This is a genomic window from Roseateles chitinivorans (assembly GCF_050632235.1).
GTDB lineage: Bacteria > Pseudomonadota > Gammaproteobacteria > Burkholderiales > Burkholderiaceae_C > Roseateles > Roseateles chitinivorans_A.
This window is the reverse complement of sequence record NZ_CP192584.1, coordinates 3,275,631-3,300,085: the sequence shown is the minus strand read 5'-3', so window position 1 is coordinate 3,300,085 and position 24,455 is coordinate 3,275,631. Positions and strand designations below refer to the sequence as shown.

Sequence of the window (24,455 nt, the reverse complement as noted above, 5' to 3'; positions counted from 1 at the left end):
CGGTCTGGCATCTGCCTCCAAGATCCGGGATGAACGCTGCGCTTCCCGCGCGGCCCTCTTCCGACGAGGCTTCATCGATGCATGGGATTTCACGCGCCGCGGCGCGACGGGCGACGCCATCGACAACACGATCGGCAACGCGATCGGCAACGCACGCGGCGACCCGCCTGGCGGTACTCGCCGCTTCTGGACTGACCCTCTTCTCGGCGCAGGCCGCGCCCGACCCGACGCCCGACGCCACCGCCCTCCGTGCGGCCGTCGACGCGGCGATCCGTCCCCTGATGGCGAAGAACGACATCCCCGGCACGGCCGTCGGCGTGACGGTCGGCGGGAAGTCCTTCGTCTTCAACTACGGCGTCGCATCCAGGCAGTCCGGCCAGCCGGTCGACGACCGGACGCTGTTCGAGGTCGGCTCCGTCAGCAAGACCTTCAACGCGACCTTCGGCGCGAAGGTCATGATGGACGGCAAGCTGCGGCTGTCGGACCACCCGAGCCGCCACCTGCCCGCGTTGAAGGGCCATCCGATCGACCGGGCGACGCTGTTGAACCTCGTCACCTACACGGCCGGCGGACTGACGCTGCAGGTGCCTGACGCGGTCACCGACGAAGCCTCGCTGATGCGCTACCTCCAGCAGTGGAAGCCCGACTTCGCGCCGGGAGAGAAGCGCCGTTATTCGAATCCGAGCATCGGCCTGTTCGGCCGCGCGGCGGCCGCGGCGATCGGGCGCGATTACGCGGATGCGGTCGAATCCGACCTGCTGCCCCGGCTCGGCCTGCGCGAGACCTACCTGCGGGTGCCGGCGGCGGCCATGGCCCACTACGCCACGGGCTACGACAAGGACGACCGTCAGGCCGACGCGAAAGACATCGCCGTGCGTGTCTCGCCAGGTGCGTTCGACTCGGAGTCCTACGGCATCAAGGCGACCGCGGCGGACCTGGTGCGCTTCATGCAGGTCAACATCGACGCGAGCGGGTTGGATGCCGCCACGCGCCAGGCCGTCGAGGCCACGCATGTCGGCCACTTCCAGGTCGACGGCATGACGCAGGGCCTCGGCTGGGAGCAGTACCCGTGGCCGGTGCCGTTGGCGCAGCTCCAGGCGGGCAATGCGCTCGGGCGCGTGACCACGGCGGTCAAGCCGCTGGCGCAGACGCCGGCCGGACCGCGGCTCTTCAACAAGACCGGCTCGACGCGCGGCTTCGGCGCCTACGTCGTCTTCGTGCCGACGCAGCGCATCGGCGTCGTGCTGCTGGGCAACCGCAGCTGGCCGATCCCCGAGCGCGTGGACGCGGCTTACGCGATCCTCGGCAAGCTGCAGGCGGGCGACGCCCGCTGAAGCAGGCTCAGCGCTGGGGCCGCTGCGTCGTCGAGGCCGCTGTCAACGGCGACCTCTACTTCGACGCCGATGCCGATGCCGGCGGGGGAGACGCCGAGGCGCCCTTCCCGGCGGCGCGCACGGTCGCGAGTTCGCGGGTGAGCCAGGTCTTGCTCTCCACCGGCGCCGCGCCGCCGCATCGCACCAGATACGGCTTGCCGCTCATGCTGCTCTTCGACGCGCCGAGGTCGATGAACTGCTCGGCGGTCTTCACGAGGTTCTTGTCCTCGAGGTAACTCAGCTTGCGCTCCAGGTGGGACTTCGCCTCGGCGGCGGAATGCCAGTCGCCGTTGCGGTTGAACTCGCACGACGAGGCCGTCAACTTGCCGAGCAGCGCGGTGACCTCGGCCTTCGCGGCCGGCGGCAGCGGATCGGCGGACGCCACGATAGGCGTGATGCCAAACACGACGGACAGCAATGCGGGGAGTGGCGAAAACAAGGCAACTCTCATGGGGCAGAAATCGATTCGACGGGAGCACGATGTTGCCACGTCGCGCCCCCGCGACTAGTGGATCCTCAGGCTTGATGACGTTCCGGGCGCTTGCGGCGGTATACGAGATTGCGGCGCCGCCATGACTCCGACAGAGTCGACCGCTTCACGAGCGGACTTCGACGGAGACGGACATGACACTTCGAACCACGGCCCGCGGCATGTGCGGCCTGATCAGCATCTCGGCGCTGGTCTTCGCCTCGGGTGCCCACGCCTACTCGCATGACGGACACCAAGCCATCGGCGCCATCGCCGATGCGCTCCTGAAAGGCACTCCCACGGAAGCGGCCGTGAAAGACATCCTCAAGGACTACCCCGACCTAAGGACAGTCGCCGTCTGGGCCGACTGCGTCAAGTCGGTCGATCTGCAGACCCTTCAATACGTGCCGCAGGCGAAATACAGCCAGTGGTGCGCGGTCTTCGAGCCGCGGAAGGCGTGGATGGAATCATTCGTGGCCAGCAACTCCAAGGGGTGCCGGCACGCTTCGGCGCCGCCAGCCGCTGCTCGCGGTGCCTGCCACAACGAATTCCACTACACCGACATCTCCAATCTGCGCCGCGACTACGACGTCCGCTATCCAGGCGCCGCGCCACGGGACGTCGTTCACGCGATCAACGCCGCCATCGCGGTGCTGCGCGGCCAGGCGTCGCCCTCCCCGTTCAACATCGCCGACAGACAGCAGGCACTGGCGCTGCTCGTGCACTACGTCGGCGATCTACATCAGCCGCTCCACGCAGTCGCGATCTATCTCGACAAGGACGGACTGATCGCCGACCCGGAACTGCAGGCGGACATCGACGCGATCGATACAAGTGGCGGCGGCAGGATCGGCCTCCCCGGCGCCCCTTCGCTACACACGTTCTGGGACGACGTCCCGCTACAGATGAACGCGACGGGCGCAATGTTTCCGACCCTGGTCGCCGATGCGCGCTGGGTGCCGCGAACCTCGGGCGACGTCATGACTTGGTCCCGCCAATGGGCGAGCGAAACCATCCAGGTGGGCGCGTCCGCCCTCGAAGGGCTCTCGTACACGCCGGCGCCAACCGGCAAGAGCGGGTGGCAGGCGAAGTTCGTCGACGAGAACGGCTATGTCGCCCGCAGCGAGGCACTCAAGCGCCAGGAGCTGACGCGTGCCGGCGCCCGTCTCGCGCAACTGCTGCACGCGGTCCTCGGGTCGCGCGCCGTCAAGGCGGGGACGCCTCACGCGCCGATGCCAGGCTACCTCCCCGTCGAAGCCGGGCTGCCGGACGTGCGATCCTGGATTCCTGCCCCACCTGATGCCCTCGGTCTGCTCCAACTCGTCGACGACAAGGTGTTCGAAAGTACCCGCCCGCTGCTGGCCACGGCGCGCGGCCGGAGCGCTGCGGAGGACGATGTGTGGAACGCCGATCAGGTGCTGGACCGCTTCCTGCCCAGCCTGGGGACACCCGCGCTTTCGCCGCGAGCGCGCAAGGCCATCGAATCCATCATCACGACCTTCGAGTACGACGCGAGCAATCTGGTCGCGCCGATGAAGAAGTCGCTTGCCGACGGCGGACGCGCCCGGCCCTTCGTCGCCCGCCCGGGTTCGGCGACCTGTCTGTCGCCGGTGGACATGGCCGGCCATGCCGACGATGACCTGGTGACCTACGGTCTCGCGGGCTCGGGCTCCTATCCATCGACGCATTCGACAGTGGGGCTGCTGACTGGCATGCTTCTCGCCGAACTCTTCCCCACCCGGGCAACCGAGGTGATCGCTCGAGGTCTCGAGTTCGGCCAGAGCCGGGTCGTATGCGGCTTCCACTACCAGTCGGACGTCGACGCGGGACGCATCGCGGCAGCAGGCTTGATGGCGCGATTGCGTAGCCAGGAGAAGTTCCGACAAGCGGTCGAGGAAGCTCAAGCCGCGTTGCGCTGACTGCGTCATTGGCCGCCGCGCCACGGAAAGGGAGAGGGAGAATGCGGCGACTCCACTTCCGTCTCTCTCATGCGCGACCACTCCGGGCCCGGTCAGTTCCCGTGCCTGCTGACCGACGTGCTCCGTCGGTCGGTACGCCGCCATGGCGCGCCCTCCCTGCCCATTTCGACGGCCGTCGCCCGCAGCCATCACCCGGCGGTCGGGCTGGCTTTCGCGATCGAGCAGGCGCGCGCACGGCTCGCGACCGGGATGCCACCGGAGAATGACATCCACACGCTGTTCATCGACGCGCTCGCCGGCCTGATCACCGAGGCCGTGCACGCCACGGACGGCGATCCTGTCTTCAAGGCGATGGTGCTGCGTCATCGATCGCCAGTAGTTCGGGAGCATGCCTCGCTGAACGCCCATGTCGATCGTGACCGGCGCGCGGTCCGCACCGCGGTCAACGATCTCGCCCATCCCGAGAAGACACGGCGCCGATCGCCGGGGCCGACGCGTGAAGCGCTCCTGGCACTACACGCCGCAGCCAAAGCCGACGAGTGGCCCCGGTTGTACGACGCTCTCATCCTGTTGCGCGACGACGCCAACATGCGCGCCGAGCCGCTGCTTCATCAAGGCCTGGAACGCCTGATCACCAACGCCGCACTCGAGCGGCTGCGTCGGCTCGACGCGTTGTCGTCGGACGCGCTCGTGGCACGTCATCGCGAGCTCTTGGATCAGCGAGGTCCGGTCGCAGGCAGTGAGCAGGCCGCAGCCCGTGGCGCTGGCGCCCAACAGCGCGGCGACGCGGTGGAAGCACTCGCCGCCGAAGCGTTCCAAATGCTCGTCGCTCGCATGAACGCGGCAGCCGGCGAGGCGCGTTACCGCACGGCGACCTCGCTGCGGATCCCGCCGTCCTTCCCCGGCGATGCGCAACGCGCGAAGAGCGAATGGGATGTGGTGCTGCTGCGCCGCCATGAGACTCCAGAGCCCTGCGACGACTGGGACATCTGCCTGCTCGTCGAGGCCAAGGCCTCGCCGGACGCCGCGACCACCGACCTGCCCCGCCTGCTGCGCGGCCTGCGTCTGCTGGCGCAGGCCGACATCGACACGACCTATGTGTTCGCCTCGGCCGACGGCGACGTCCGCCTGCGCGGCGCATCGCTGAACGCCCTGCCGACCGAGGAAGGCGAGCTCGCTCGCGCCGTGCTCTATTGCTGCGACGGCCGGGAGGTCCGGCCGCCACGCCTGCTGAGCGCCGCGAGCCGCATGCAGCTGCTATCCGCCGAGGCCAGCCTCGACTTCGCCGCGGCGCTCGAGGACGGCGCCTCGGCCGACGCGCAGCGCTTGATCCCCGTCTGGCGTCTGCTGCTGGAGGCGCCCGCCTTCACCCCGGTGCTGCGCCAGTACGTGACGCTGCGCGCCGTGCGCGAGTTGATGGTCCATCCCGGCGACCTGCAGGCGGCGGTGGTCGCGACGACCTCCACCGCACTACCCGATTCGAGGTAGTCGGACAAACAACAGGTCTTGAGCCGGGAACCCCGCGGGCATCGGCCCTGGCGGCGTTCGCGGGCCTCTGCGGGAGGCCCGTCGTTTTCATTTGGTCGCAGTCCGGAACACCTGCCGGCGTGTCGGGCGACAGAGAATCCGCGCCCATTCCATTGACCTGATCGACCCGTGAAGCACCGTCGCCACCTTGCCCTCCTGTCACTGACCGTGGCGCTCTCCGCATGCGGCGGAGGCGGCTCCAGCGACGGCCCCGGATCACCGGTGTCGAGCAACCCGTCCTCGCCCTCTCCGGCCCCCTCCCCCGCGCCCTCTCCGGCACCGGCGCCTTCGCCGGCACCAGCACCTTCGCCGGCACCTGCACCTGCGCCTGCGCCGTCGCCAGCACCTGCTCCAGCGCCCGCCCCGGCACCCGCACCCGCACCCGCGCCGTCTTCCGCCGACCTGTCCGATGCCCGCAAGAAGGACATCGCGATGCAGATCGTCTCCAGCGCGGAGAACAGTTCGCAGGATTGGCGCGCGCAGTACGCCTACATCCAGGACATCAAGGACGGACGCGGCTACACCGCCGGCATCATCGGCTTCTGCTCAGGCACCGGCGACATGCTGGAGCTGGTCCAGGACTACGCGACGCGTTCGCCCGGCAACGTGCTGGCGAAATATCTGACGGCGCTGAAGAAGGTGAACGGCAGCGACTCGCATGCCGGCCTGGATCCCGACTTCAAGGCGGACTGGGCTGCGGCCGCGAAGGATCCGGTGTTCCAGCAGGCGCAGGATGCCGAGCGGGACAGCGTCTACTTCAATCCCGCGGTGAGTCAGGCGAAGGCCGACGGCCTGCGCGCGCTCGGCCAGTTCGCCTACTACGACGCCATCGTCATGCACGGCCCCGGCAACAGCAGCGACAGCTTCGGCGGAATCCGCAAGGCGGCGATGGCGAAGGCCAAGACGCCCGCGCAAGGCGGCGACGAGACCGCCTACCTGAGCGCCTTCCTGGACGCCCGCGTGGCGGCCATGAAGAAGGAAGCGGCGCATGAGGACACGTCCCGCGTGGACACCGCGCAGCGCGTCTGGTTGAAGGCCGGCAACCTGGATCTGCACACGCCGTTGCGGTGGCAGGTCTACAAGGACGACTTCCACATCGACTGAGTCGCGCCGGCCCCGTCACGGGCCGGCGGCCGGTCACTTCACGTCGGGACGAACGGAGGACGGCGGCACGGACGGCGACACGGATGGCGATACCGACGGCCGGCGCATGTCGAGTTCCTCCGATTCGCCGGGCATGCGGATGCCGTCGAGCAGGCGGGAGAAGACCTCGACCTCGTCGCGGCCGGGCGGCCATCCCGTGTCGAACAGCATCGTGTGCTGCCGGATGAAGGCTTCGGCGGCGTCGACCAGCCGGGCGTCCTCGGCATCGGAGAAGGTCGGGAAATCATTGCCGAGGCTCGTCTTGAGAGAGGCATCGAAGCGCGACAGCCAGCCCGGCCCGAAGGCCTCATGCAAGGCGCCCAGCGCCACGAGCTGCGGTGCGGCAATGCGGCGGTTCGGCTCGCCGCGCGGCGTCTCCGCCACGGTCCCCGTGTCATCGCGCTTCGCGGTGAAGCGTCGCAGCCGCGTCCGGAGCTCGTCGAGCAGCGTGCGATCCCGGGCCTCGCCTTGCTGCAGCATCTCGAAGTAGCGCAGCTTGTTGCCGAAGCGCTTGACCGCGCGCGGCGTGTGCGCGGACTCGCGGACCAGCTCGGTCCAGACCTTGAGCGCATCGCGGAAGTCCTTCGAATCGGTCGCCTCGCGATGACGCCGGCTCGCGGCGCGCCACAGCAGCAGGCCCGCCAGCGCCGCGCCGACGGCGAGCACCACTGCGGCGAACCATTCGTCCGCGTGACTGTCCTGGCCGGACTGCACCAGCACCCGCGTCGGCGACTGGTCCGGTGACGCGCCCCAGGCCAACGCGGGGTCGGACGCCGAATGTCCGGGGAAGGAGGCGGCACCGTGCGGGGCGCTCGCCGCCACCGCCGTCGCAGGCGCGGAGGACGACGCCGCCGGTGACGGCGCGGGCGTTGCCGCGCGCTCGGCCTCCGCCTGCATTGCCTCGGGACGCAGCAGCACACCCAGGCTCACGCCGACGGCCATGGCCGCCGCGAGCGCCAGCCACATCGCGTGACGACGCAGCCCGTCCATCGCCTCACCCCGCCACGAGGGCGACTTCGCGGTCGCCGGATCGTCGGTGAGCAGCCGCCACGCCTCGTACGACTGCTCGGTCGGCACCTTGATCTCGAGGTTGATCAGCTTCTGCAGATAGTTGGCCGCATAGTCGCGGCGCTGCCTGCGCGCGGCGGCCTCCGGATCCTTCTCACCGCCGGCGCCGCTGGCCAGCTCCTTGGCGATGCGCTCGAACGCGATCGCCAGCGCCGCCTGCACCTTGTCCGTCGCCATGCCGAAGAGCACGAAGCATTGCCCCGACGAGGTCAGGAAGTTCACCGCCTCCATGATCTCGAGCACCGCCTCGGGCCGGCAGCGGTCGAGATCGTCGATGACGACGACGATGCGCTCGGGCAAGGCCTGCGAGACCTCGCCGAACTGCTCGGCGAAGCGCGTGCGGAAGCTGTTCTGCTCGGCGGCGAGCTTGGGCTTCATGCCTTGCAGCCCACCGGCCAGCAGCGCCGCCGGATCGGCGCCGAAGGCCGTCAGCGCCTTGCGCAGCGCGGCCAACGTGGTGCCGGCGACCGTCAGCAGCGCGAGCCAGCCGGCCCAGGGCGTGGACGCCGTCGCAGCGGTCGTCGCGGCTGTCGATGCGGCGGTCGATGCGGCATCGGGCTTCGCATTCCCCCATCCGCCGAGCGACGTCAGCAGGTCGCCGAGCTGGCGCAGCCGCTGCGCCTCCGCCACGGCGTCGTTCATGCCGAGATGCCAGGTGACGAGCGCCGTCACCGCCGTGCACAGCAGCAGGGTGAAGACCCAGTGCTTGCGCGAGCGCAGCCACAGCAGGCGCAGCCGGAAGCCGATGCCGTCGAGGCTCAGCCACGGCGGCGGGGCCTGCTTGCTCAGCGCGCCGAGCAGCGCGGCGAACAGGTGATCCTCCTTCTGGTGGTGCCAGGCGTTGAACCAGATCGGCCGCGACCCGTGCGCGCGCAGGTCTGCGCAGATCAGCCCCATCAACGAACTCTTGCCCGAGCCCCAGTCGCCGGTGATGGCCAGCGTCAGCGGCGGCTCGGTCGCCGGATTGCGCAGGAAGCGGGAGATGCCCGCGGCAAGCGGCTCGAAGTTGAGCCGGTCCTGCCGCGGATCGGTCAGCGCCGCGTCGGTGGCCGGCGTGTCGGCCATGCCGATCCCCCTGGTGCGCCTGCGTGAAGCGCCGCCAGGCGCGCAGGAACATCGGCACCGCCAGCAGCAGCGCCAGCCAGTACCACGGCGCCGGGTAGCGCGCGTAGGCGCGGGGATCGGCCCAGGTGCGGCCGCCGTCACGCGTGCTCAGCAGCAGCCCGCCCTCGCCGACCGCCCAGCCGCGCAGGCCGTCCGCGCCGATGTAGCCGGAGCGCACGCCCCAGGGCAGCGGCATCGGCGGCTGCAGGGACTGGCGGGGACGCGCCATCGCCGCCCGCGCGTCCGGCGTGGTCAGGTTGCCGGGCTCCCACGACGCCCCGCCGTTGGCGGTCTGCAGCACGCGCTTGCCTTCGACGTCCATGGCCCAGGCCTTCAGGCCGTCCGCGCTGACGTGCAGCAGGCCCAGCCCCGCGCCTGTCCCCGCCGACTGCCGGTGCCAGGTCTTGCCGCCGTCCTCGGTCTTCAGCACGGTCCCGCCGAGGCCGACCGCCCAGCCGCGGGCGCCGTCGTCGGAGAAACCGACGCTCGTGAGCGTGTTCAGCGCCCGTCTCGTCGCCGGCGACCACGACAGGCCGCCATCCTCGGACGTGATCAGGTAGCCGTTCTTTCCCAGCGCCCAGGCGCGTTGCCCGTCGTCGGCGACCGGGGCGGCGACCAGCAGCCTGAACTCGGCACTGTCCTGATTCCGCCAGGTCTTGCCCCCGTCCACCGACGTGGCGAGCCAGCCGAACGCGCCCACCACCGCACCATGACCGCCGTCGGCGCTGAAGGCGATCGATTGCGGCATGGGCACGCCGAGATCCGTCGGGGAAGACCAGGTCTTGCCGCGATCACTCGACCAGGAGAAACGGCCCTGCAGGCTCGCCAGCCCGATCCGCTGGCCCTGGGCCGTCACCGTGGCGGCCACCCAGTCGTCGGACGGGTAGGTCTGCAAGCTGGGCCGCGCCGGCGCGGCCTGCACCGGGCTTGATTGCACAGGGGTGGAGGGCACGGGAGACGACTGCTCAGGCGTCGATTGGACAGGCGGAGCCTGGGCCGGCGTCGGTGTCCCCGTCGCTGATTGGACGATGCCCGACGGCACGGTGGCCGGCGGTCTGACGTCGAGGCTCAACCAACGCCCGCCGCCGTTCTCGGAGAGGAAGACCAGCCCGCCGTCGCCGACCACCACGCCCAGGCGGCCGGCCGCCTCGAAACGCACGTCCTTCAGCCGGGACGTCCCCAGGCCCGTCATCGGGTGCCAGGTCGTGCCGCCGTCGTCCGTGGCGATCGCCGCGCCGTCGTCGCCGACCGCCCACCCGCTGCGCGCGTCCGACGCGAACTGGACCGCGCGCAATGGGCGATCGGTGCCGGACGGCTGCGTGCGCCAGCGCTGACCGCCGTCGTCGGACGCGAGGACCGTGCCTCGTTCACCGACAGCCCACAGATGCCGGCCGTCGGCGCTCGCATGCAGGGCGGTGAGCACGCGGTCGGTGCCGGTCGACAAGGGCGACCAGGTGGCGCCGCCGTCGCGCGTCCCGGCGAGGGCGCCGCCCTCCCCCGCGAGCCAGCCCTGCCTGCCGCCGGCATCGACCGCGATCGACGTGAAGACGCCGCTGACGTCGGGCAGGCGGCGGAACGCGTTGCGCTCGACGGGAAGGCGCCACCAGTCCAGGAGACTGGGCTCGGCGCGCGTGACCGGCGTCGCGGCGTTCACCGGCCCCGGCGGCTGCCACAGCGCCACGGCCGTGGCGAGCGAGCACCAGACGACGGCGATCCACAGCCAGGCACGGCCGCCGCGTCGATGGGTCGCGGGCGAGCCGGGGGAAGGAGCTTGCATGGCGGGCGGCAAGTGGGCGACGTGGCCGTATATCCCGCGCCACGCGGGTGCGCATCATCAATCCGTATGACGCTGCGCCCACCGCACAATCGGTGCGTTTCGACCACCGAGAAAGCTCCGGCATGCGCCTCGCAGCGACCCGACCCCGCCTCACCCGCACGACGCTGACCGCGGCCGTGGCGATGAGCGCGATGACCGCCACGGCCTGGATGGCCCCGTCGACCACGAGGGCCGCGTCGGCCGCAGAGTCCGCGTCGGCGTCCACCGAAGAGCTCCCGGTCGTCGGCCGCGAAGGCGTGACGGCCACCCTGTGGCTCCAGACTGCGGTGGAGCGGCGGGCCGCCACGCTCGCGGTCTACCGCGCCGCGACCGCGCGCCTCCCCTCTGCCCGCAAGGCCACGCACGAGACGGCGTCGCTCGAGCAGGCCGCCGAAGGCAGCTTCGCCCGCAAGCCGCCGGCGATCGTGCTGGACGTCGACGAGACGGTGGTCGACAACTCGCCCTACGAGGCGTGGCGCATCCAGGCCGGCAAGCCCTACGACAGCGCGTCCTGGGCCGCGTGGGTGGCGTCCGCGCAGGCCACCGCGATCCCGGGCGCGCCCGAGTTCATCGCCCGCGCCCGCGCGCTCGGCTTCCGCGTCGTCTTCATCACCAACAGGACCTGCCCCGCCGACGGGCCCTTCGGCCCCGACGGCCTTCACGCCGCCTGCCCGCAGAAGGCACAGACGCTCGTGAACCTGGAACGCGTGTTGGGCCGGGCGGTCGCGCCGGACGACCTGATGCTGCGCGGCGACCGCGCCGACTGGTCCGCGTCGGACAAGAGCGCGAGGCGCCTCGCCGTGGCCCGCACGCATCGCATCGCGATGCTCGTCGGCGACGACCTCAACGACTTCGCGCCGCGCGCGACCTACGACGAGCAGGCGCACGCGAAGCGGTGGGGCCTGTCCTGGGTGCCGATTCCCAACCCGACCTATGGTTCCTGGGGCGATGCGCTGACGCTGCCGCAGCGCTACCAGGCGCTGAAGCCGTGGAGCGGCCCGACCGCCAGCGAATCCAGCGCCCCTTGACGATTCCATTTACAGCTGTAATCATTCAATCGATTACACGCGTAAACGGAATCGCATGCCCGACGAACTCCCTGCCATCACGTCCGCCGAAGCCGAAGTCATGGAAGTGCTCTGGCGCTCCTCGCCGCTGTCGGCGGAGGACATCGCCGCCGCGCTCGCCGACCGGCAGAACTGGCAGCTCGCCACGGTCAAGACGCTGCTGAACCGGCTGCTGAAGAAGGACGCGCTCGTCGCCGAACGCGACGGCCGGCGCTTCCTCTACGCACCGCGCTTCCCGCGCGCCGAATGGGCCCACAGCGAGAGTCTCTCGCTGCTGGACCGCCTCTTCGGCGGCAGCCTCGCGCCGCTCGTGGCCCACTTCTCCTCGCAGCGCAAGCTGAAGGCCGGCGACGTCCAGGCGCTCAAGCGGCTCATCGAGGACTACGAGCAACGCGACGCCGGGGCCGGGGCCGCCAAAGGCAGGAAAGGCGGCAAGTCGAATGACTGACGCGCTGCTTCACGCGCTGCTGCGTCAGACCGCCCTGCTCTCCGTGATCGCGCTGGCGTTGCTCGCGCTGCGACGTCCGCTGGCCCGCCACATCGGCCCCGGTGTCGCCTATGCCGCCTGGCTACTGCTGCCGATGCTGCTCATCGTCGGCCTGCTGCCGGCAAGTCCGCCCGCCACACAGTTCTCGGCGGCGCTCGTCCATCAGATCGCTCCCGCGCTGGATCGCGCGACCGCATCTCCGTTGAACACGCTGGCGCCGGCCGGTGGTGCTGTCGTCTGGCTGGGTCTCTGGCTCGCCGGCGCGCTCGTCGTCGTCGCGCGGATGGCGTGGCTGCAACGCCGCTTCACGGCGCAGGGGGCGCGCAAGGCCCCGCGTTGGTCGGACTGTGGCCGCCGCGGCTGGTCCTGCCGCCCGACTTCGAGCGGCGCTTCGACGAGACCCAGCGCCCGTTGGTGCTCGCGCATGAAGCGGTGCATCGCCGTCGCTGCGACAACCATTGGAACGCCCTCGCCGCCGCGCTGTGCGTGCTGCACTGGTTCAACCCGCTGGCCTGGCTCGCGCTGCGCGCGATGCGCGCCGACCAGGAACTGTCCTGCGACCACGTCGTGATGCGCCGGCACCCTGGCCGGGAAGCCGACTATGCCCGCGCCCTGCTCCGTGCCCAGCAGTCCCCGTCCCCGCTCCAGCCGTGGTCCGGCTGGCGCTCCTCCCACCCGTTGATCGAAAGAGTCGCCATGCTCGCCGTCCGTCCCCATTCCCGCTCACGCCGGCTGATCGGCGCTTCCGCCCTGGCCGTGCTGGCCCTCGGCGCCGCCGGCGCGGTGCAGGCGGTCAACGCGGTCATGCCCGACCTCGCCACCGATCCGGTCGCGCTGGAAATGACGATCCAGCTCAATCGGCGCAGCGACGGCGCGATCCAGGAGCAGAAGCTGTCGACGATGCGCCTCGTCACCGAGAGCGGCAAGAAGGCGCTCGTCGTCATCAACGGCAAGCCGGATCTGCCCACGTCGGACCAGGTCCGCGTCGAGATCGGGGCCAAGCGCCGGGACGGCAAGCGCGTCTACCTGAACTTCGATGTCTCGGAAGGCGGCCAGCCGCTGATGAAGAACGCGTCCCTCCTGGTCGAGGACGGCGTCGAGGCCGGCGTGCAGGCAACGCCGGAAGACGGCAGGAAGACCGAGGTCGTGATCCGCGTGCGCACGATCCCGCTCGGGGACGTGCCGGGCTACAAGCCGAGGCAGTGACGCCGCATCAGCGCGGTTGCCGCGCCGCATCCGCAAACTAGGCGCGAAGGACGTTGGTCCTCATGAAGCCTACCGGCGAGCTCATGCTTGATGAGTGACCTTCGACTGATTGCAGGTCGGGGGCATCTCCCCACAATGTTCCCCAGCATGACCTAGGGGCGAAGTGAACCCAGCGTGCAACCAGGGAGCCTTTGCGTGGCAAGACCATCATTCAATAGCGCCTGGGCGGCTTTCATGGCCGTCCGGGTTCCGGTCCTTGAAGTGGGCAAGAAGATCGGCGGGAACGTCCAGAAAAACATCGAGCTCCCCGAAGGGGCTTCCGCAATGCTTGTCCCATTCGGATGAGTTACGTCCTCAACAAGACCGGCTTCCCGATCCCCAAGAGCCGTCTGTACGCCATGGTCAGCGGCGGCGACGGCCAGCAGTACCTGTACCGCGTGGCAGACATGATGACCTACATGGAGAAGACCTTCGGAAGGCCAGACAAGACGGCAAGAGCGCCGAAGGAATCGGACTTTGCGGGCATGAAGGGCATCATCGTCGTCAAGGGTAGCGGCTGGGGCGACGCCCGCGGCCACGTGACGCTCTGGGATGGCACCAAGTGCTCCGACGTCTGCCACCTGATGCACGACCCCGACAACGGCCCCTTCGTTCCGGAGACGGCCTCCATCTGGACACTGCGATGAAAGCTCTCTTGTTCGGAGCCGCGATGCTCTCTTCCGTCGTTTGCGCCCAGCCAGTTCAGACCCCTCCAGGGAAGCCCGTGGCGAGCGCGACCGCCAGCTACTCCCAGAGAACACTGCTCAAGAACTGGGCCGTCAGCGTGTGCCTGGCCAAGGTGGCGAAGACCCAGGAGGCCAAGGAAGATGCGAACGCGACCGCCAGCGCCTACATGGAGTTCGGCAAGCAGCCCATCGAAGCCTACGAGCCCCTGCGCGAGCTCGCCGACAGCTACTCGAAGCGCGTCTACGGCGGCGCCATCCAGTCCGAATTCAACACCATGAAGTGCATCGACCTGATGCACAGCAAAGAACTTGAGGTCCTCGCGACTCGGCTGTCGAAGCAAGTCCGGTAGCACACCACATTTGCTACGGGGCCTTCGGCTGGGATGCATCCTTCTTCGCACGTTCCGCCAGCTCGGCGCCGAGTTCAGCCAGAGCCATCGGCGTTCTGAACGTAATCCAGCACTCGTCGCTGCAGTTCATCTCCGCGGTGCCCCTTTTTGGATGCCGGTATCTCCTAGAACGGCAGTTGGGGTTTGGCCTGGCTCCCGCTTCCTTCGGCAAAGGGCCGAAGGATGAAGGAAATCACCTCCTTGAGAGTCGCGGAGCAATCAAGGTTTCGCGCGGCATCCACCACTTCCTGCTGATGCAGCTCTTCAAGCAAGAGGCGCTGAAGGGCGATGGCCAGAAGGAACTCCAGTGCCCCTTCGCCTGCTGGCTCGTCAATTCTCTTGAGCATCCGCAGGAGGATTGCCTTCATGCGGCTGCTCGCAGCATCGTCCATGCGGTAGTCAAGCTCTGACGGAAAAGCGTTTCGTAGCAGCGCAGCCTGTATCACGCCATCGTTGAACCGCGCGAAGTTCTCAGGGTCGAGCAAGACATGGCGGAAGCTCGCCGAACTCAGTCGCTTCTCCTCGTTGATATCTTCCTTGTCCTCACGAGCACGCTGCAACAAGACACCCACTGTTCCCAACACGCTCGCGTGGTGCGCGCCCGCGGTGTAGTCCTTGCCAGCCCAGTACGCGTAGCCCGGCCGCAGTTCAAGTGCGGTACTAGCCCGCTCCCCGCACGGAAGCAGAACACTTGCGCGCACAGGTTCGTTTTGGCCAAGTAGCCGAGCGCGGGACTTCAGAGGAGCAGGAACTTGGGACGGGTCAGACGACGGCGCATAGTAGGTATCAATTTCGTCGGCGAAGCTTCGCGCCAACTGAAGTCCGATGGCGAGTGTCTTGTAGGCGGTAAACTCATGCTTCACCGGTTTCGAGTGCTGCAAATTCGGTGGCAGCGTCTTCGTTTCGTCGCGGGTCTCGGTGACCTGAATTCCGACCACATATAAGCGCGGTCCTTCGTGCAGGTCCCGCAACGCTCGACTGATTTCCAGGAGCTGCGAGCCCTTGCCGATGACCGCCGCGCAGACCAGCACGCCATCCGCTTTCTCGAGCTTCAGTGTCTCGATGCCGGTCGCCGATGCGATACGCAGCTCGAGCTCCGGAAACTGCTTCTTGCATGCGTCGTGGATGACCTCTGCGAGCTCCTTCGACGCTGGGTCATCCTGATGCAGGATGACGCGAGTCGCGGCTTTGACTCGCAAACGCAGTTCGCCAGTCAGCCAACGTTGAAAGTTCAGTTCCTTGACGAGGATGTGCCCATCAACGAAGAGGGCGCGCGATGCCGCGGCCGGCACAGCTGGCCGTCGGCATGCATCGAAGACGCCCGACTGCGCCAGATCGCGGAGCACGTCGGTCTCCTTGGTCTTGTGCGCGAGCTCGGACAGCAACACCTTCTTCGGCGGCTCCGCCCGCGGTAGGAAGGTCTCGCCATCGAGCTCGATGCACAGCTGAGGCGGACCCTTTGAGAAGACGGACTTCGGACGGTCGATGACGAAGAGCGCGCCCTCTTCATACATGCTCACAGGTGCCGCTGTCAGAAGGGTCACCACGTCCTCCGAATTAGCGCGCTTTGTCTGGACCCAACGCTGGTGCATCGACATGGATGTCGATGCCGAGATGATGCACAGGGCTTCGCGAGGTGGAGGCCGGTCGACCTTGTCGATGCCTCCGTACGAATGGAAGCTCTCGACCATCAGATACGTTGGGGCCTGGCGCCCGTGGGAGATGAGCTCCTTCAACGCGTATGCGACCGGCGCAATCGACATGGTGTCGATGAACAAGTAGCGCAGCTCCCGCGCTTGATTGAGACGCTTGGGGCCCAACTTGTGGAGTAAGGCGAAGCCAACGAAGCCCACCGCGGCTGAACTGCTCAACGCGAGGTCAGGCTTCAGGAAAAACTCTTCGCGCTTGCCCGAGGGCTTCTGATACGCGTAGCCGGCCGGGGCGAGCAAGATGACCTCTTCCCTCTTGAAGACGGCAGCAAGTCCCGATTGAATGACCTCGTGCAACGCGTGCTTTAGGACAGAGGTGAATGCGGTCGCCACATCTCTCTTGGCGGTCTCCCGCCGCTGCACCCTCACACCGCCGGTCTTCACGTCGAACGCTGCCGTTAGAAGACTCGCTCGGTCGCGGAAGCGCAGCCACTCGTTCTTCGCGCCATCCGTCTTAAGGGCGGCATCCAGCTCTGGGCCTTGGTCCACATGGACGAAAGCAACGACGTCGGGCTGAACGGGCCGCTTCGACAAGGCAAGGAGTACTTCGTCGACGGCGCCATCGAGAAGCGGTCCGGGAGGTTTGTAGACGACGGCCATCTGAGCGCAGTGCGCCTCGTCCCGGTCGAGGGAGTGAAGGAAGATGAAGAACCCGTTGGCGCCAAGCATCTTCAGCTCACCTTGAAGCAGATGGTGTACCCGGTGCCCGCGATTCGCGGCGCTGCTTGGCCCTTGGGTCGCCGAGGCCTTGGAGAAAAGTTCGACGGTGCGTGCAGAGTCGAGAAGTCCTGATAAAGGCTCATCCGCCCCGTGCGGAGCGTCATGAAGGCGTTGAGTTTCGCCATCGCGTTGAGCGCCGTGTAGAGCCCGACCCCTGCGTTCTGAACTGACTTTGTGGTCGAGTGCTTCTCGAAGCACTCGCGAACTGCGGCCAGTTCCTCATCAACGCTGATTTGCTCGTAGCTCTGCACGCCGGTCTTCTTGGAGAGCCAGCGAAGTCCCATGCCCGGCCCGGTGTCGAACACTGAGAGCTCAATGAGGCGGACGGGGCGACCATGGCGCTCATTCAACGGCCGGTCCTCGAGCTTCTGACCAATCTCGTCTTGAGACTTCACGACCGCAGACTTCGTGAGATAGGCCTTGAGAGGCGTGTCTTCGCCGGCCAGGGCAATCAGGTCTCGCCGGTCACTGACTGCTGTCAGCTTGACCGAGATTCCGCGAACGCCAACGTCGTATCGCCGGCCGGTGACGTCGAACGCTCCGTGCTGGTCTGTGTTCAAGAACAACTGATAGACCAGGGAACTGAGGAGGCTCAACTGCGTGTCGTCGAGTTGGTCCGCAAGACCGCCGCTCAGCGTGTGCAAGAGTCGTCGGAGCAGAGCTCGAAAATCTGAGCTACCTCGTACGGTGTCAGGCTCGCTGCGCGAGTACAGGGGGTTAAGGAACTCACTGCGCGCACCTGCGAAACAGACTAGCGCTGCCGCCTGCCCACGTACCGTCGAGCCGAAGTCGCCTGAGTCCATGGCCTTCACCAGAGGGGCCACGGCTCTCAAGGCATCGTACCGAAATAGGGTCGTCTCGCCGGACTCCACCTTGTCGGTGAAGTACAGCGCGGTCATGCCGGGCAGCGTTCGGGCAAAGCGGTTCTGCGTGTCGAGCGAGGTCCCGTATGGGTGCGCGAGCTGCAGTACCCGATTGGACTGTGCCTGGGCCCACGTGGCGATTGCTTGGACAGCCTGAGGTGCCGCGCCCAGCGAACCACCATGGCTCAGTTTGACAGGCATCCAGAGCGACTGCGGCTCGCCATTTCCCATGGCGAGCAGAAAGTCGTCGATGTGCGCTGGCAGCGCGTTGGACGGGAACTTCAGCACGGAATTCTTTGCCCCGCTGGTATTCAGCCGCACCCCAAGTTCGGATGCGCCCCCCAGTCGTGTGTTCCCTGTACTTCTGGCGAGAACGCGACCCCTAAGGTTTTCAACGTTACCACTCCTAAAGGGAATGGATCTGAGCTACGTCTCGCGTCAAGAACTCAGCTTCGCAGCAGGCGCACCCTCGCTTATCACGAGGGTCGGGGCTTGCCCCGTAGGCGCGGTGCTTGGTGGGCATCAATATCCAGCTGCCAACCCCGTGTTGCGACGGGGATCATTCGCGCCGTAGAAGCGGTTGTTCCCCACCGGCTTGCCGTTCAACGACGGCGCGCCGACGATGATCGCCGCCAGGTGGTTCGCCGGATGCGGCGCGCCCAGCTTGTGGCCCATGCCCTCCAGCAGCTTGCGCGTGTCCGGCGAGAACGCATACGGCTCGACGTTGGTCACGTCCGGCAGCCACTGCTGGTGGAAGCGCGGCGCGTCCACCGCCTCCTGCACGTTCATGTCGAAGTCGATCGCGTTGAGCATGGTCTGCAGCACCGCCGTGATGATGCGGCTGCCGCCCGGCGTGCCCACCACCATCACCGGCTTGCCGTCCTTGGTCACGATGGTCGGGCTCATCGACGACAGCGGCCGCTTCCCGGGCGCGATCGCGTTGGCCTCGCCCTGCACCAGGCCGTACATGTTGGGCACGCCGACCTTGGAGGTGAAGTCGTCCATCTCGTTGTTGAGCAGCACGCCGGTCTTCGCCGCCGTGACCTTGGCGCCGAACCAGTCGTTCAGCGTATAGGTCACCGACACCGCGTTGCCCCACTTGTCCGCGATCGAATAGTGCGTCGTGTTGCTGCCCTCATGCGGCGCGACGCCGGGCTTGATGTCCATGGACACGCCCGCCTTCGCCGGATCGATGGCCGCGCGGATCTTCGCCGCGTAAGTCTTGTCCAGCAGCCGCTGCAGCGGGTTCTTCACGAAGTCCGGATCGCCCAGCGTGCTGTTGCGATCGACGTAGGCATGGCGCATCGCCTCGATCTGGTAGTGCGCGCCCTGCGCCGATCCCCAGCCGAGCTGGCGCAGCGGGTAGCCCTCGAGGATGTTGAGCATCTCGCAGATGATCACGCCGCCCGAACTCGGCGGCGGCGCGGAGACGACGTGGTAGCCGCGGTAGTCGCATTCCACCGGCGGCAGCTCGCGCGTCTGGTACTGGTCCAGGTCGGCCTGCGTGAGGATGCCCTTGCCGGCCTGGCTGGAGTCCACCAGCGCCTTGGCCACCCAGCCCTTGTAGAAGCCGTCCGTGCCCTTGGCGCCGATCTCGCGCAGCGTCTTCGCGAGGTCCTTCTGCACCAGCTTGTCGCCGGCCTGGAAGGGCCTGCCCTTGTTCAGGAAGATCGCGCCCGAGGCCGGGTCGGCCTCGAAGTCCTTGGTCGCCGTCTGGAACATGTCGACGTCGCCCTGGTCCAGCGCGAAGCCGCGGTCCGCCAGCGCGATCGCCGGCGCGATCAGCGCGGGGCGCTTCATCGTCCCGTACTTCTCCCGCGCGTACTCCATGCCCGAGACCGTGCCCGGCACGCCCACCGCGAGGTGCCCGTGCGTGCTCAGGCCCTTGACGACGTTGCCGTCCTTGTCGAGGTACATGTTGGCCGTCGCGGCCAGCGGCGCCTTCTCGCGGAAGTCGAGGAAGGTCTTGCGGCCGTCGGCCAGCTGGATGGTCATGAACCCGCCGCCGCCCAGGTTGCCCGCCGCCGGGTACACGACCGCGAGCGCGTAGCCCACCGCCACCGCGGCATCGACGGCATTGCCGCCGTCCTTGAGCACGTCGACGCCGACGCGCGTCGCGAGGTGCTGGGCCGTGACCACCATCCCGTTCTGCGCGGCCACCGGCGCGGCCGAGGCGGCATACGTGGGCGCCATCGGCGCGAAGGCGAAGGACGCGGTCACCGCCGCGGCGCAGACCAGCAATCGGAAAGTCTTCATGAACCTGATTCCTCAAGAGATGCGACGGGGCATTCGACACCCGCGTGGGGTCGCCCGCAATCCCAAGAGGCGTCAGGTCGTTACTGGAGAGGGTCTTTCAGCGCGTCGGGCACCGGCAATGCGACGATGTCGATGCCCTCGTCCGCGAGCTCGCGCGCCTCGTCCGGCGTCGCGCGGCCGCGGATGCCGCGCTCCTCGGCCTCGCCGTAATGGATGCGCCGCGCTTCGGTGGCGAAACGGTCGCCGACGTCCTCGGTCTTGGCCATCAAGGTGCGGACGGCCTGCATCACCTGCTTCTGCAGCTCGACCGCGATCGGCGGCACGCCGTCCGGCAGGCCCGGTCCCGCGGGGAGCGAAGGCGGTGCCTCCGTCGCGCGGGTGCCGCCGGCCTTCGCGGCTTCGGCAGCCATCGCCGCTTTCGCCGCCTTAGCGCCTTTCGGCTCGGTGGCGGACGAGAGATTCAGCCGCGGCGCGCTCGGCATCCGCCGCACGGTCGCGCTGTTGCACAGCGGGCAGCTCAGCAGCCCGCGTTCCTGTTGCGATTCGAAATCGGTGGCGGAGGCGAACCAGCCCTCAAAGGCATGGCCGGCCTCGCAGGCCAGGTTCAGTACCAGCATGATGGGCCGATGCTAGCGGCTGGAGGCTGGGTCCGCCGGCATCCAGTCCAATGGCCAGGCGCCGGCCCGCCAGCGCTGCAGCCATTGCAGGCCGATCAGCGTCTTCGCGTCGGTGATGCGGCCGTCGAAGGCCATGCGGTCGAGCTCGTCCTCGGCCACCGGCAGCAGGTCGAGGAACTCCCCGTCGTCCAGCTGCCGCTCGCCGGCGGTCAGGCCGCGGGCGAAGAAGATCTCGATGCGCTCGTCCGAGTAGGCGATCGCGTTGTGCAGCACGCCCGCGTAGGCCCATTCGCGCGCGGCGTAGCCGGTCTCCTCGAACAGCTCCCGCATCGCGCAGCGCAGCGGGGTCTCGTCCGGATCCAGCTTGCCCGCGGGGAACTCCAGCACCACGCGGCCGACCGGATAGCGGTACTGGCGTTCCAGCAGCACGCGCCCGTCGTCGAACAGCGGCACGATCACCGCGGCACCGGGGTGGCGGATGTACTCGCGCGTGGCCTCCCGGCCGTTGGGCAGCGCGACGCGGTCGCGCTTCACCTGAAGGAAATTGCCCCGCAGGATCCAGTCGGATGCCAGCGGGGCTTCGCGCAGATGCTCGTCAGCGTCGGCGGCCGGCGGGATGCCGATCACGCCGTCGTCATCGGGTCGGTTCGCTTCAGGCAGCTTCTTCGTCATCGAACTCTCGCACCTTGGCCCGCGAGCGGCGCAGATAGCGCCACACGAAACCCGGGAAGCCCAAGGTCACGAACATCGCCAGCGCGGCGGCGTAGAACTCCCAGCCTTGCGGGAAGCGCTGGCCTTGCGTCGACTCGAGTCCGAAACCCACGGCCAGCGTGACCAGTCCCAGCAGGAAGAGCTCCAGCAGGCGCCAGCCGCCGGCCTTCGGATCGCGGCGCGGCCCGACCAGCAGGATGCGTGAACTCACGTAAGGCAGGTTGGCCGCGACGAGCGCGACCACCAGCACCATCCAGACTGAAACGCCTTGATCCATGGTCGAGCTCTCTTCGTCTTGGACGCGGCCGGCGATCAGTGCGCCAGCGCGCGCGTCACGGCCTGGCTGCACAGCGCCAGCAGGCCGCTCGGCAGCAGGCCCAGCACCAGCACCGCGGCGCCGTTCAGCGACATCACCACGCGGGCATCCGCGGGGGTCGTCACCGGGCTGTGGTCGGTCGGTTCATCGAAGAACATGACCTTCACCACGCGCAGGTAGTAGAACGCGCCGACCAGCGACAGCAGCACCGCGATCACCGCCAGCCAGATGTACAGCGACTGGCCGGTCGTGACCATCGCCTGCAGCACGGCCAGCTTGCCGTAGAAGCCCACCATCGGCGGGATGCCGGCCAGCGAGAACATGTAGATCGCCATGACGAAGGCGAACCACGGGCTGCGCTTGAACAGGCCGGCCAGATCGCTGATCTGTTCGGACTCGAAGCCCTGGCGCGCCAGCAGCATGATCAGGCCGAAGCTGCCCAGCGTCGTCAGCACGTAGCTGATCGCGTAGAACATCGCCGAGCTGTAGGCATTCAGCGCATGCAGGTCCGGCTGGCCGTTCACCACGCCCGAGGCCAGGCCCAGCACGACGAAGCCCATCTGCGAGATGGTCGAGTACGCCAGCATCCGCTTCAGGTTGCTCTGCGCGATCGCGGCCAGGTTGCCCACGACCAGCGAGGCCACCGCCATCACCAGCATCATCTGCTGCCAGTCGGTCGCCAGCGGCAGCATGCCTTCCACCAGCAGACGCAGGGTCATGCCCAGCGCGGCCAGCTTGGGCGCGCCGCCGATCAGCAGCGTCGCGGCGGTCGGCGCGCCTTGATAGACGTCCGGCACCCACATGTGGAACGGCGCGGCGCCCAGCTTGAAGCCCAGGCCGGCGACGACGAAGACCACGCCCAGCACCAGCACGCCCTTGTTGACGGTGCCGGTCGAGATGACCTCGAACACGCGCGGGATCGACAGCGAACCCGTGGCGCCGTACATCATCGACAGGCCGTACAGCAGGAAGCCCGAGGCCAGCGCGCCCAGCACGAAGTACTTCATCGCGGCTTCGGTCGAGATCGTGTGATCGCGACGCAGCGCCGTCAGCGCGTACAGCGACAGGCTCATCAGCTCCAGACCCAGGTAGGTGGTCAGGAAGTTGTTGGCCGCCACCATCACGTTGACGCCCAGCAGCACCAGCAGGCTCAGCGTGAACAGCTCGCCCTTGAGGATGTCGCGCGACTCCGCGTACGGACGCGCATAGACCAGCGTGATGATCAGCGCGATCGCGCTGGTGCCGCTCAGCAGGTGGCTCAGCGGGTCGACGACCAGCATGCCCTGCATCGTCTCGGTGGGCACGTCGCCCATCGCGGCGAAGTGCATCACGCCGACCACCGCCAGGCTGAGCTGCGTCAGCCAGTAGGTCGTCGTGCGGCGCGGATCGGTGACGAACAGGTCCACCAGCGCGACCACGCAGGCCAGCGCCAGCAACAGGATTTCGGGATAGACCGCGACCCAGTTCATGTCGTTCATTGTGTTGGGCCCTTATTGGATCTTGGACACCGCGACGTGCTTGAGCAGCGCGTCGACGGATTGATGCATCACGTCGGTGAACGGCTTCGGGTACACGCCCATGTAGAGCGTCGCGATCGCCAGCACACCCAGCATCAGGAACTCACGGCCGTTGATGTCGGTCAGGTTGCGCACGTTGTCGTTGGTCACCGCGCCGAAGTAGACGCGCTTGATCATCCACAGCGTGTAGGCCGCGCCGAAGATCAGCGCCGTGGCCGCCAGCAGGCCGATCCAGAAGTTGTGGCCGACGGCGCCCAGGATCACCATCCACTCGCCCACGAAACCGGCCGTCGCCGGCAGGCCGCAGTTGGCCATGCCGAAGAACACCGCCAGCGCCGCGAACTTGGGCATCGTGTTGACGACGCCGCCGTAGTCGGCGATCTCACGCGAATGCACGCGGTCGTACAGCACGCCGATGCACAGGAACATCGCGCCCGACACGAAGCCGTGCGAGATCATCTGCACCAGGCCGCCGGCGATGCCCAGCTCGTTGAAGATGAAGAAGCCCAGGGTCACGAAGCCCATGTGGGCGACCGACGAGTAGGCCACCAGCTTCTTCATGTCGCGCTGGACCATGGCCACCAGGCCGATGTAGATCACCGCGATCAGCGACAGGCCGATGATGAACCAGTCGTAGTGACGCGCGGCGTCAGGCGCGATCGGCAGCGAGAAGCGCAGGAAGCCGTAGGCGCCCAGCTTCAGCATGATGGCCGCCAGGACCACCGAGCCGCCGGTCGGCGCCTCGACGTGGGCGTCCGGCAACCACGTATGCACCGGCCACATCGGCACCTTCACCGCGAAGGCCGCGAAGAAGGCGAAGAACAAGAGTGTCTGCGCCGACATCGGCAGCGGCAGCTTGTGCCACAGCAGGATCTCGAAGCTGCCCGACTGGCTGTACAGGTACAGCAGCGCGATCAGCATCAGCAGCGAGCCGGCCAGCGTGTACAGGAAGAACTTGAAGGCCGCGTACACGCGACGAGGTCCGCCCCAGACACCGATGATGATGTACATCGGGATCAGCGTGGCCTCGAAGAACACGTAGAACAGCATGCCGTCGAGCGCGCAGAACACGCCGATCATCAGCCCCGACAGGATCAGGAAGGCGCCCATGTACTGGTGCACCCGCGTGTCGATCACTTCCCAGGCCGCGATCACCACGATGATCGAGATGAAGGCCGTCAGCGGGACGAACCACATCGAGATGCCGTCCACGCCCAGGTGGTAGTGGATGTTGAAGCGCGGGATCCAGGACGCGACCTCGACGAACTGCATCGCCGCCGTCGAGTTGTCGAAGCCGCTGATCAGCGGCAACGTCACCAGGAAGGACAGCACGGCGCCGACCAGCGCCATCCAGCGCACCGCGCCGGCGTTGTTGTCGCGCCCGAGCGCGAGCAGGAGGCCACCACAGACGATGGGCAGCCAGATGGAGAGACTTAGCAACATTCTTATTCTC

General features: G+C 67.8%; 20 protein-coding genes and 2 pseudogenes. 11 read left to right on the top strand and 11 right to left on the bottom strand.

What is annotated here, in order from left to right; genetic code table 11:
* Positions 1-77 precede the first annotated feature (77 nt).
* Entirely contained in the window at positions 78-1,334 is a 1,257-nt protein-coding gene (ampC, locus tag ACQ859_RS15030; RefSeq protein ID WP_431261612.1) for a class C beta-lactamase, read from the top strand.
* A gap of 55 nt (positions 1,335-1,389) precedes the next feature.
* Here the strand turns inward: ampC and ACQ859_RS15025 are convergent, their stop codons facing one another.
* On the bottom strand, positions 1,390-1,812 hold the full coding sequence (locus ACQ859_RS15025; RefSeq protein WP_431261611.1) for a DUF5329 domain-containing protein: 423 nt from the start codon (positions 1,810-1,812) through the stop codon (positions 1,390-1,392).
* A 185-nt stretch (positions 1,813-1,997) separates the two neighbouring features.
* On the opposite strand from ACQ859_RS15025, the gene ACQ859_RS15020 reads away from it, so the two are divergent.
* From ACQ859_RS15020 to ACQ859_RS15010, 3 genes are all read left to right on the top strand, one after another.
* Positions 1,998-3,761 carry a S1/P1 nuclease gene (locus ACQ859_RS15020; RefSeq protein WP_431261610.1) on the top strand — a complete coding sequence of 588 codons (1,764 nt, stop codon included), beginning with the start codon at positions 1,998-2,000 and terminating at the stop codon, positions 3,759-3,761.
* 69 nt (positions 3,762-3,830) lie between these two features.
* Positions 3,831-5,249 (top strand): 3-deoxy-D-arabino-heptulosonate 7-phosphate synthase, encoded by a 1,419-nt coding sequence (locus tag ACQ859_RS15015; RefSeq protein WP_431261609.1) that lies wholly within the window; start codon positions 3,831-3,833, stop codon positions 5,247-5,249.
* A gap of 471 nt (positions 5,250-5,720) precedes the next feature.
* Positions 5,721-6,392 (top strand): chitosanase, encoded by a 672-nt coding sequence (locus ACQ859_RS15010; RefSeq protein WP_431261608.1) that lies wholly within the window; start codon positions 5,721-5,723, stop codon positions 6,390-6,392.
* Positions 6,393-6,425: 33 nt separating this feature from the next.
* Here ACQ859_RS15010 and ACQ859_RS15005 read toward each other — a convergent pair whose 3' ends face one another.
* Both ACQ859_RS15005 and ACQ859_RS15000 read right to left on the bottom strand, forming a co-directional pair.
* Positions 6,426-8,564: a KAP family P-loop NTPase fold protein gene (locus ACQ859_RS15005; protein WP_431266436.1), complete on the bottom strand. Its 2,139-nt coding sequence runs from the start codon at positions 8,562-8,564 to the stop codon at positions 6,426-6,428.
* Positions 8,565-9,135: 571 nt separating this feature from the next.
* A pseudogene (locus tag ACQ859_RS15000) lies at positions 9,136-10,026 on the bottom strand (YCF48-related protein); the annotation flags it as partial.
* Between ACQ859_RS15000 and ACQ859_RS14995 the strand changes: the two are divergent.
* The 7 genes and pseudogenes from ACQ859_RS14995 (at position 10,019) to ACQ859_RS14965 (ending at position 14,254) form a co-directional block, all read left to right on the top strand.
* Positions 10,019-10,450: a hypothetical protein gene (locus ACQ859_RS14995; protein ID WP_431266435.1), complete on the top strand. Its 432-nt coding sequence runs from the start codon at positions 10,019-10,021 to the stop codon at positions 10,448-10,450. The pseudogene ACQ859_RS15000 and the gene ACQ859_RS14995 sit on opposite strands and share 8 nt — an antisense overlap.
* Before the next feature lie 52 nt (positions 10,451-10,502).
* The gene (locus ACQ859_RS14990; RefSeq protein WP_431266434.1) at positions 10,503-11,447 is read left to right on the top strand and encodes a 5'-nucleotidase, lipoprotein e(P4) family; all 945 of its coding nucleotides are present in this window, start codon (positions 10,503-10,505) and stop codon (positions 11,445-11,447) included.
* Between the two features lie 55 nt (positions 11,448-11,502).
* Positions 11,503-11,934, top strand: coding sequence for a BlaI/MecI/CopY family transcriptional regulator (locus ACQ859_RS14985; protein WP_431266433.1), 432 nt, complete (start codon positions 11,503-11,505; stop codon positions 11,932-11,934).
* Positions 11,927-12,271: pseudogene (locus ACQ859_RS14980) on the top strand (M56 family metallopeptidase); the annotation flags it as partial. The gene ACQ859_RS14985 and the pseudogene ACQ859_RS14980, both read left to right, overlap by 8 nt.
* A gap of 38 nt (positions 12,272-12,309) precedes the next feature.
* Positions 12,310-13,179, top strand: a complete 870-nt coding sequence (locus ACQ859_RS14975; protein ID WP_431266432.1) for a M56 family metallopeptidase — start codon at positions 12,310-12,312, stop codon at positions 13,177-13,179.
* Positions 13,180-13,520: 341 nt separating this feature from the next.
* The gene (locus ACQ859_RS14970; RefSeq protein ID WP_431266431.1) at positions 13,521-13,865 is read left to right on the top strand and encodes a type VI secretion system amidase effector protein Tae4; all 345 of its coding nucleotides are present in this window, start codon (positions 13,521-13,523) and stop codon (positions 13,863-13,865) included.
* A gap of 77 nt (positions 13,866-13,942) precedes the next feature.
* Positions 13,943-14,254, top strand: a complete 312-nt coding sequence (locus ACQ859_RS14965; RefSeq protein ID WP_431266430.1) for a T6SS amidase immunity protein Tai4 family protein — start codon at positions 13,943-13,945, stop codon at positions 14,252-14,254.
* A gap of 164 nt (positions 14,255-14,418) precedes the next feature.
* On the opposite strand, the gene ACQ859_RS14960 is transcribed toward ACQ859_RS14965, so the two are convergent.
* The 8 genes from ACQ859_RS14960 to ACQ859_RS14925 form a co-directional block, all read right to left on the bottom strand.
* Positions 14,419-16,671, bottom strand: a complete 2,253-nt coding sequence (locus ACQ859_RS14960) for a hypothetical protein (RefSeq protein WP_431266429.1) — start codon at positions 16,669-16,671, stop codon at positions 14,419-14,421.
* A 2-nt stretch (positions 16,672-16,673) separates the two neighbouring features.
* Positions 16,674-17,873, bottom strand: coding sequence for a hypothetical protein (locus ACQ859_RS14955; protein ID WP_431266428.1), 1,200 nt, complete (start codon positions 17,871-17,873; stop codon positions 16,674-16,676).
* Between the two features lie 234 nt (positions 17,874-18,107).
* Positions 18,108-19,778, bottom strand: coding sequence for a gamma-glutamyltransferase (gene ggt, locus ACQ859_RS14950; RefSeq protein ID WP_431266558.1), 1,671 nt, complete (start codon positions 19,776-19,778; stop codon positions 18,108-18,110).
* A gap of 143 nt (positions 19,779-19,921) precedes the next feature.
* Positions 19,922-20,458, bottom strand: coding sequence for a DUF1178 family protein (locus ACQ859_RS14945; RefSeq protein WP_431266427.1), 537 nt, complete (start codon positions 20,456-20,458; stop codon positions 19,922-19,924).
* A gap of 12 nt (positions 20,459-20,470) precedes the next feature.
* Positions 20,471-21,130, bottom strand: coding sequence for an NUDIX domain-containing protein (locus ACQ859_RS14940; protein WP_431266426.1), 660 nt, complete (start codon positions 21,128-21,130; stop codon positions 20,471-20,473).
* On the bottom strand, positions 21,111-21,446 hold the full coding sequence (locus ACQ859_RS14935) for a DUF2818 family protein (protein WP_431266425.1): 336 nt from the start codon (positions 21,444-21,446) through the stop codon (positions 21,111-21,113). Before ACQ859_RS14935 ends, ACQ859_RS14940 begins: the two co-directional genes overlap by 20 nt.
* 35 nt (positions 21,447-21,481) lie before the next feature.
* On the bottom strand, positions 21,482-22,963 hold the full coding sequence (gene nuoN / locus ACQ859_RS14930) for an NADH-quinone oxidoreductase subunit NuoN (protein WP_431266424.1): 1,482 nt from the start codon (positions 22,961-22,963) through the stop codon (positions 21,482-21,484).
* A 12-nt stretch (positions 22,964-22,975) separates the two neighbouring features.
* Entirely contained in the window at positions 22,976-24,445 is a 1,470-nt protein-coding gene (locus tag ACQ859_RS14925) for an NADH-quinone oxidoreductase subunit M (protein WP_431266423.1), read from the bottom strand.
* Between the last annotated feature and the right edge of the window lie 10 nt (positions 24,446-24,455).

Excerpts from the sequence above, each read along its gene's own strand:
- nuoN (WP_431266424.1), bottom strand. The coding sequence starts at position 22,963 with ATGAACGACATGAACTGGGTCGCGGTCTATCCCGAAATCCTGTTGCTG.
- ACQ859_RS14960 (WP_431266429.1), bottom strand. The coding sequence starts at position 16,671 with ATGCTTGGCGCCAACGGGTTCTTCATCTTCCTTCACTCCCTCGACCGG.
- ACQ859_RS14970 (WP_431266431.1), top strand. The coding sequence starts at position 13,521 with ATGAGTTACGTCCTCAACAAGACCGGCTTCCCGATCCCCAAGAGCCGT.
- ACQ859_RS14935 (WP_431266425.1), bottom strand. The coding sequence starts at position 21,446 with ATGGATCAAGGCGTTTCAGTCTGGATGGTGCTGGTGGTCGCGCTCGTC.
- ACQ859_RS14990 (WP_431266434.1), top strand. The coding sequence starts at position 10,503 with ATGCGCCTCGCAGCGACCCGACCCCGCCTCACCCGCACGACGCTGACC.
- ACQ859_RS14985 (WP_431266433.1), top strand. The coding sequence starts at position 11,503 with ATGCCCGACGAACTCCCTGCCATCACGTCCGCCGAAGCCGAAGTCATG.
- ampC (WP_431261612.1), top strand. The coding sequence starts at position 78 with ATGCATGGGATTTCACGCGCCGCGGCGCGACGGGCGACGCCATCGACA.
- ACQ859_RS14925 (WP_431266423.1), bottom strand. The coding sequence starts at position 24,445 with ATGTTGCTAAGTCTCTCCATCTGGCTGCCCATCGTCTGTGGTGGCCTC.
- ACQ859_RS14940 (WP_431266426.1), bottom strand. The coding sequence starts at position 21,130 with ATGACGAAGAAGCTGCCTGAAGCGAACCGACCCGATGACGACGGCGTG.
- ggt (WP_431266558.1), bottom strand. The coding sequence starts at position 19,778 with ATGGCGCCCACGTATGCCGCCTCGGCCGCGCCGGTGGCCGCGCAGAAC.
- ACQ859_RS14945 (WP_431266427.1), bottom strand. The coding sequence starts at position 20,458 with ATGCTGGTACTGAACCTGGCCTGCGAGGCCGGCCATGCCTTTGAGGGC.
- ACQ859_RS15010 (WP_431261608.1), top strand. The coding sequence starts at position 5,721 with ATGCAGATCGTCTCCAGCGCGGAGAACAGTTCGCAGGATTGGCGCGCG.
- ACQ859_RS15020 (WP_431261610.1), top strand. The coding sequence starts at position 1,998 with ATGACACTTCGAACCACGGCCCGCGGCATGTGCGGCCTGATCAGCATC.
- ACQ859_RS15015 (WP_431261609.1), top strand. The coding sequence starts at position 3,831 with ATGCGCGACCACTCCGGGCCCGGTCAGTTCCCGTGCCTGCTGACCGAC.
- ACQ859_RS15005 (WP_431266436.1), bottom strand. The coding sequence starts at position 8,564 with ATGGCCGACACGCCGGCCACCGACGCGGCGCTGACCGATCCGCGGCAG.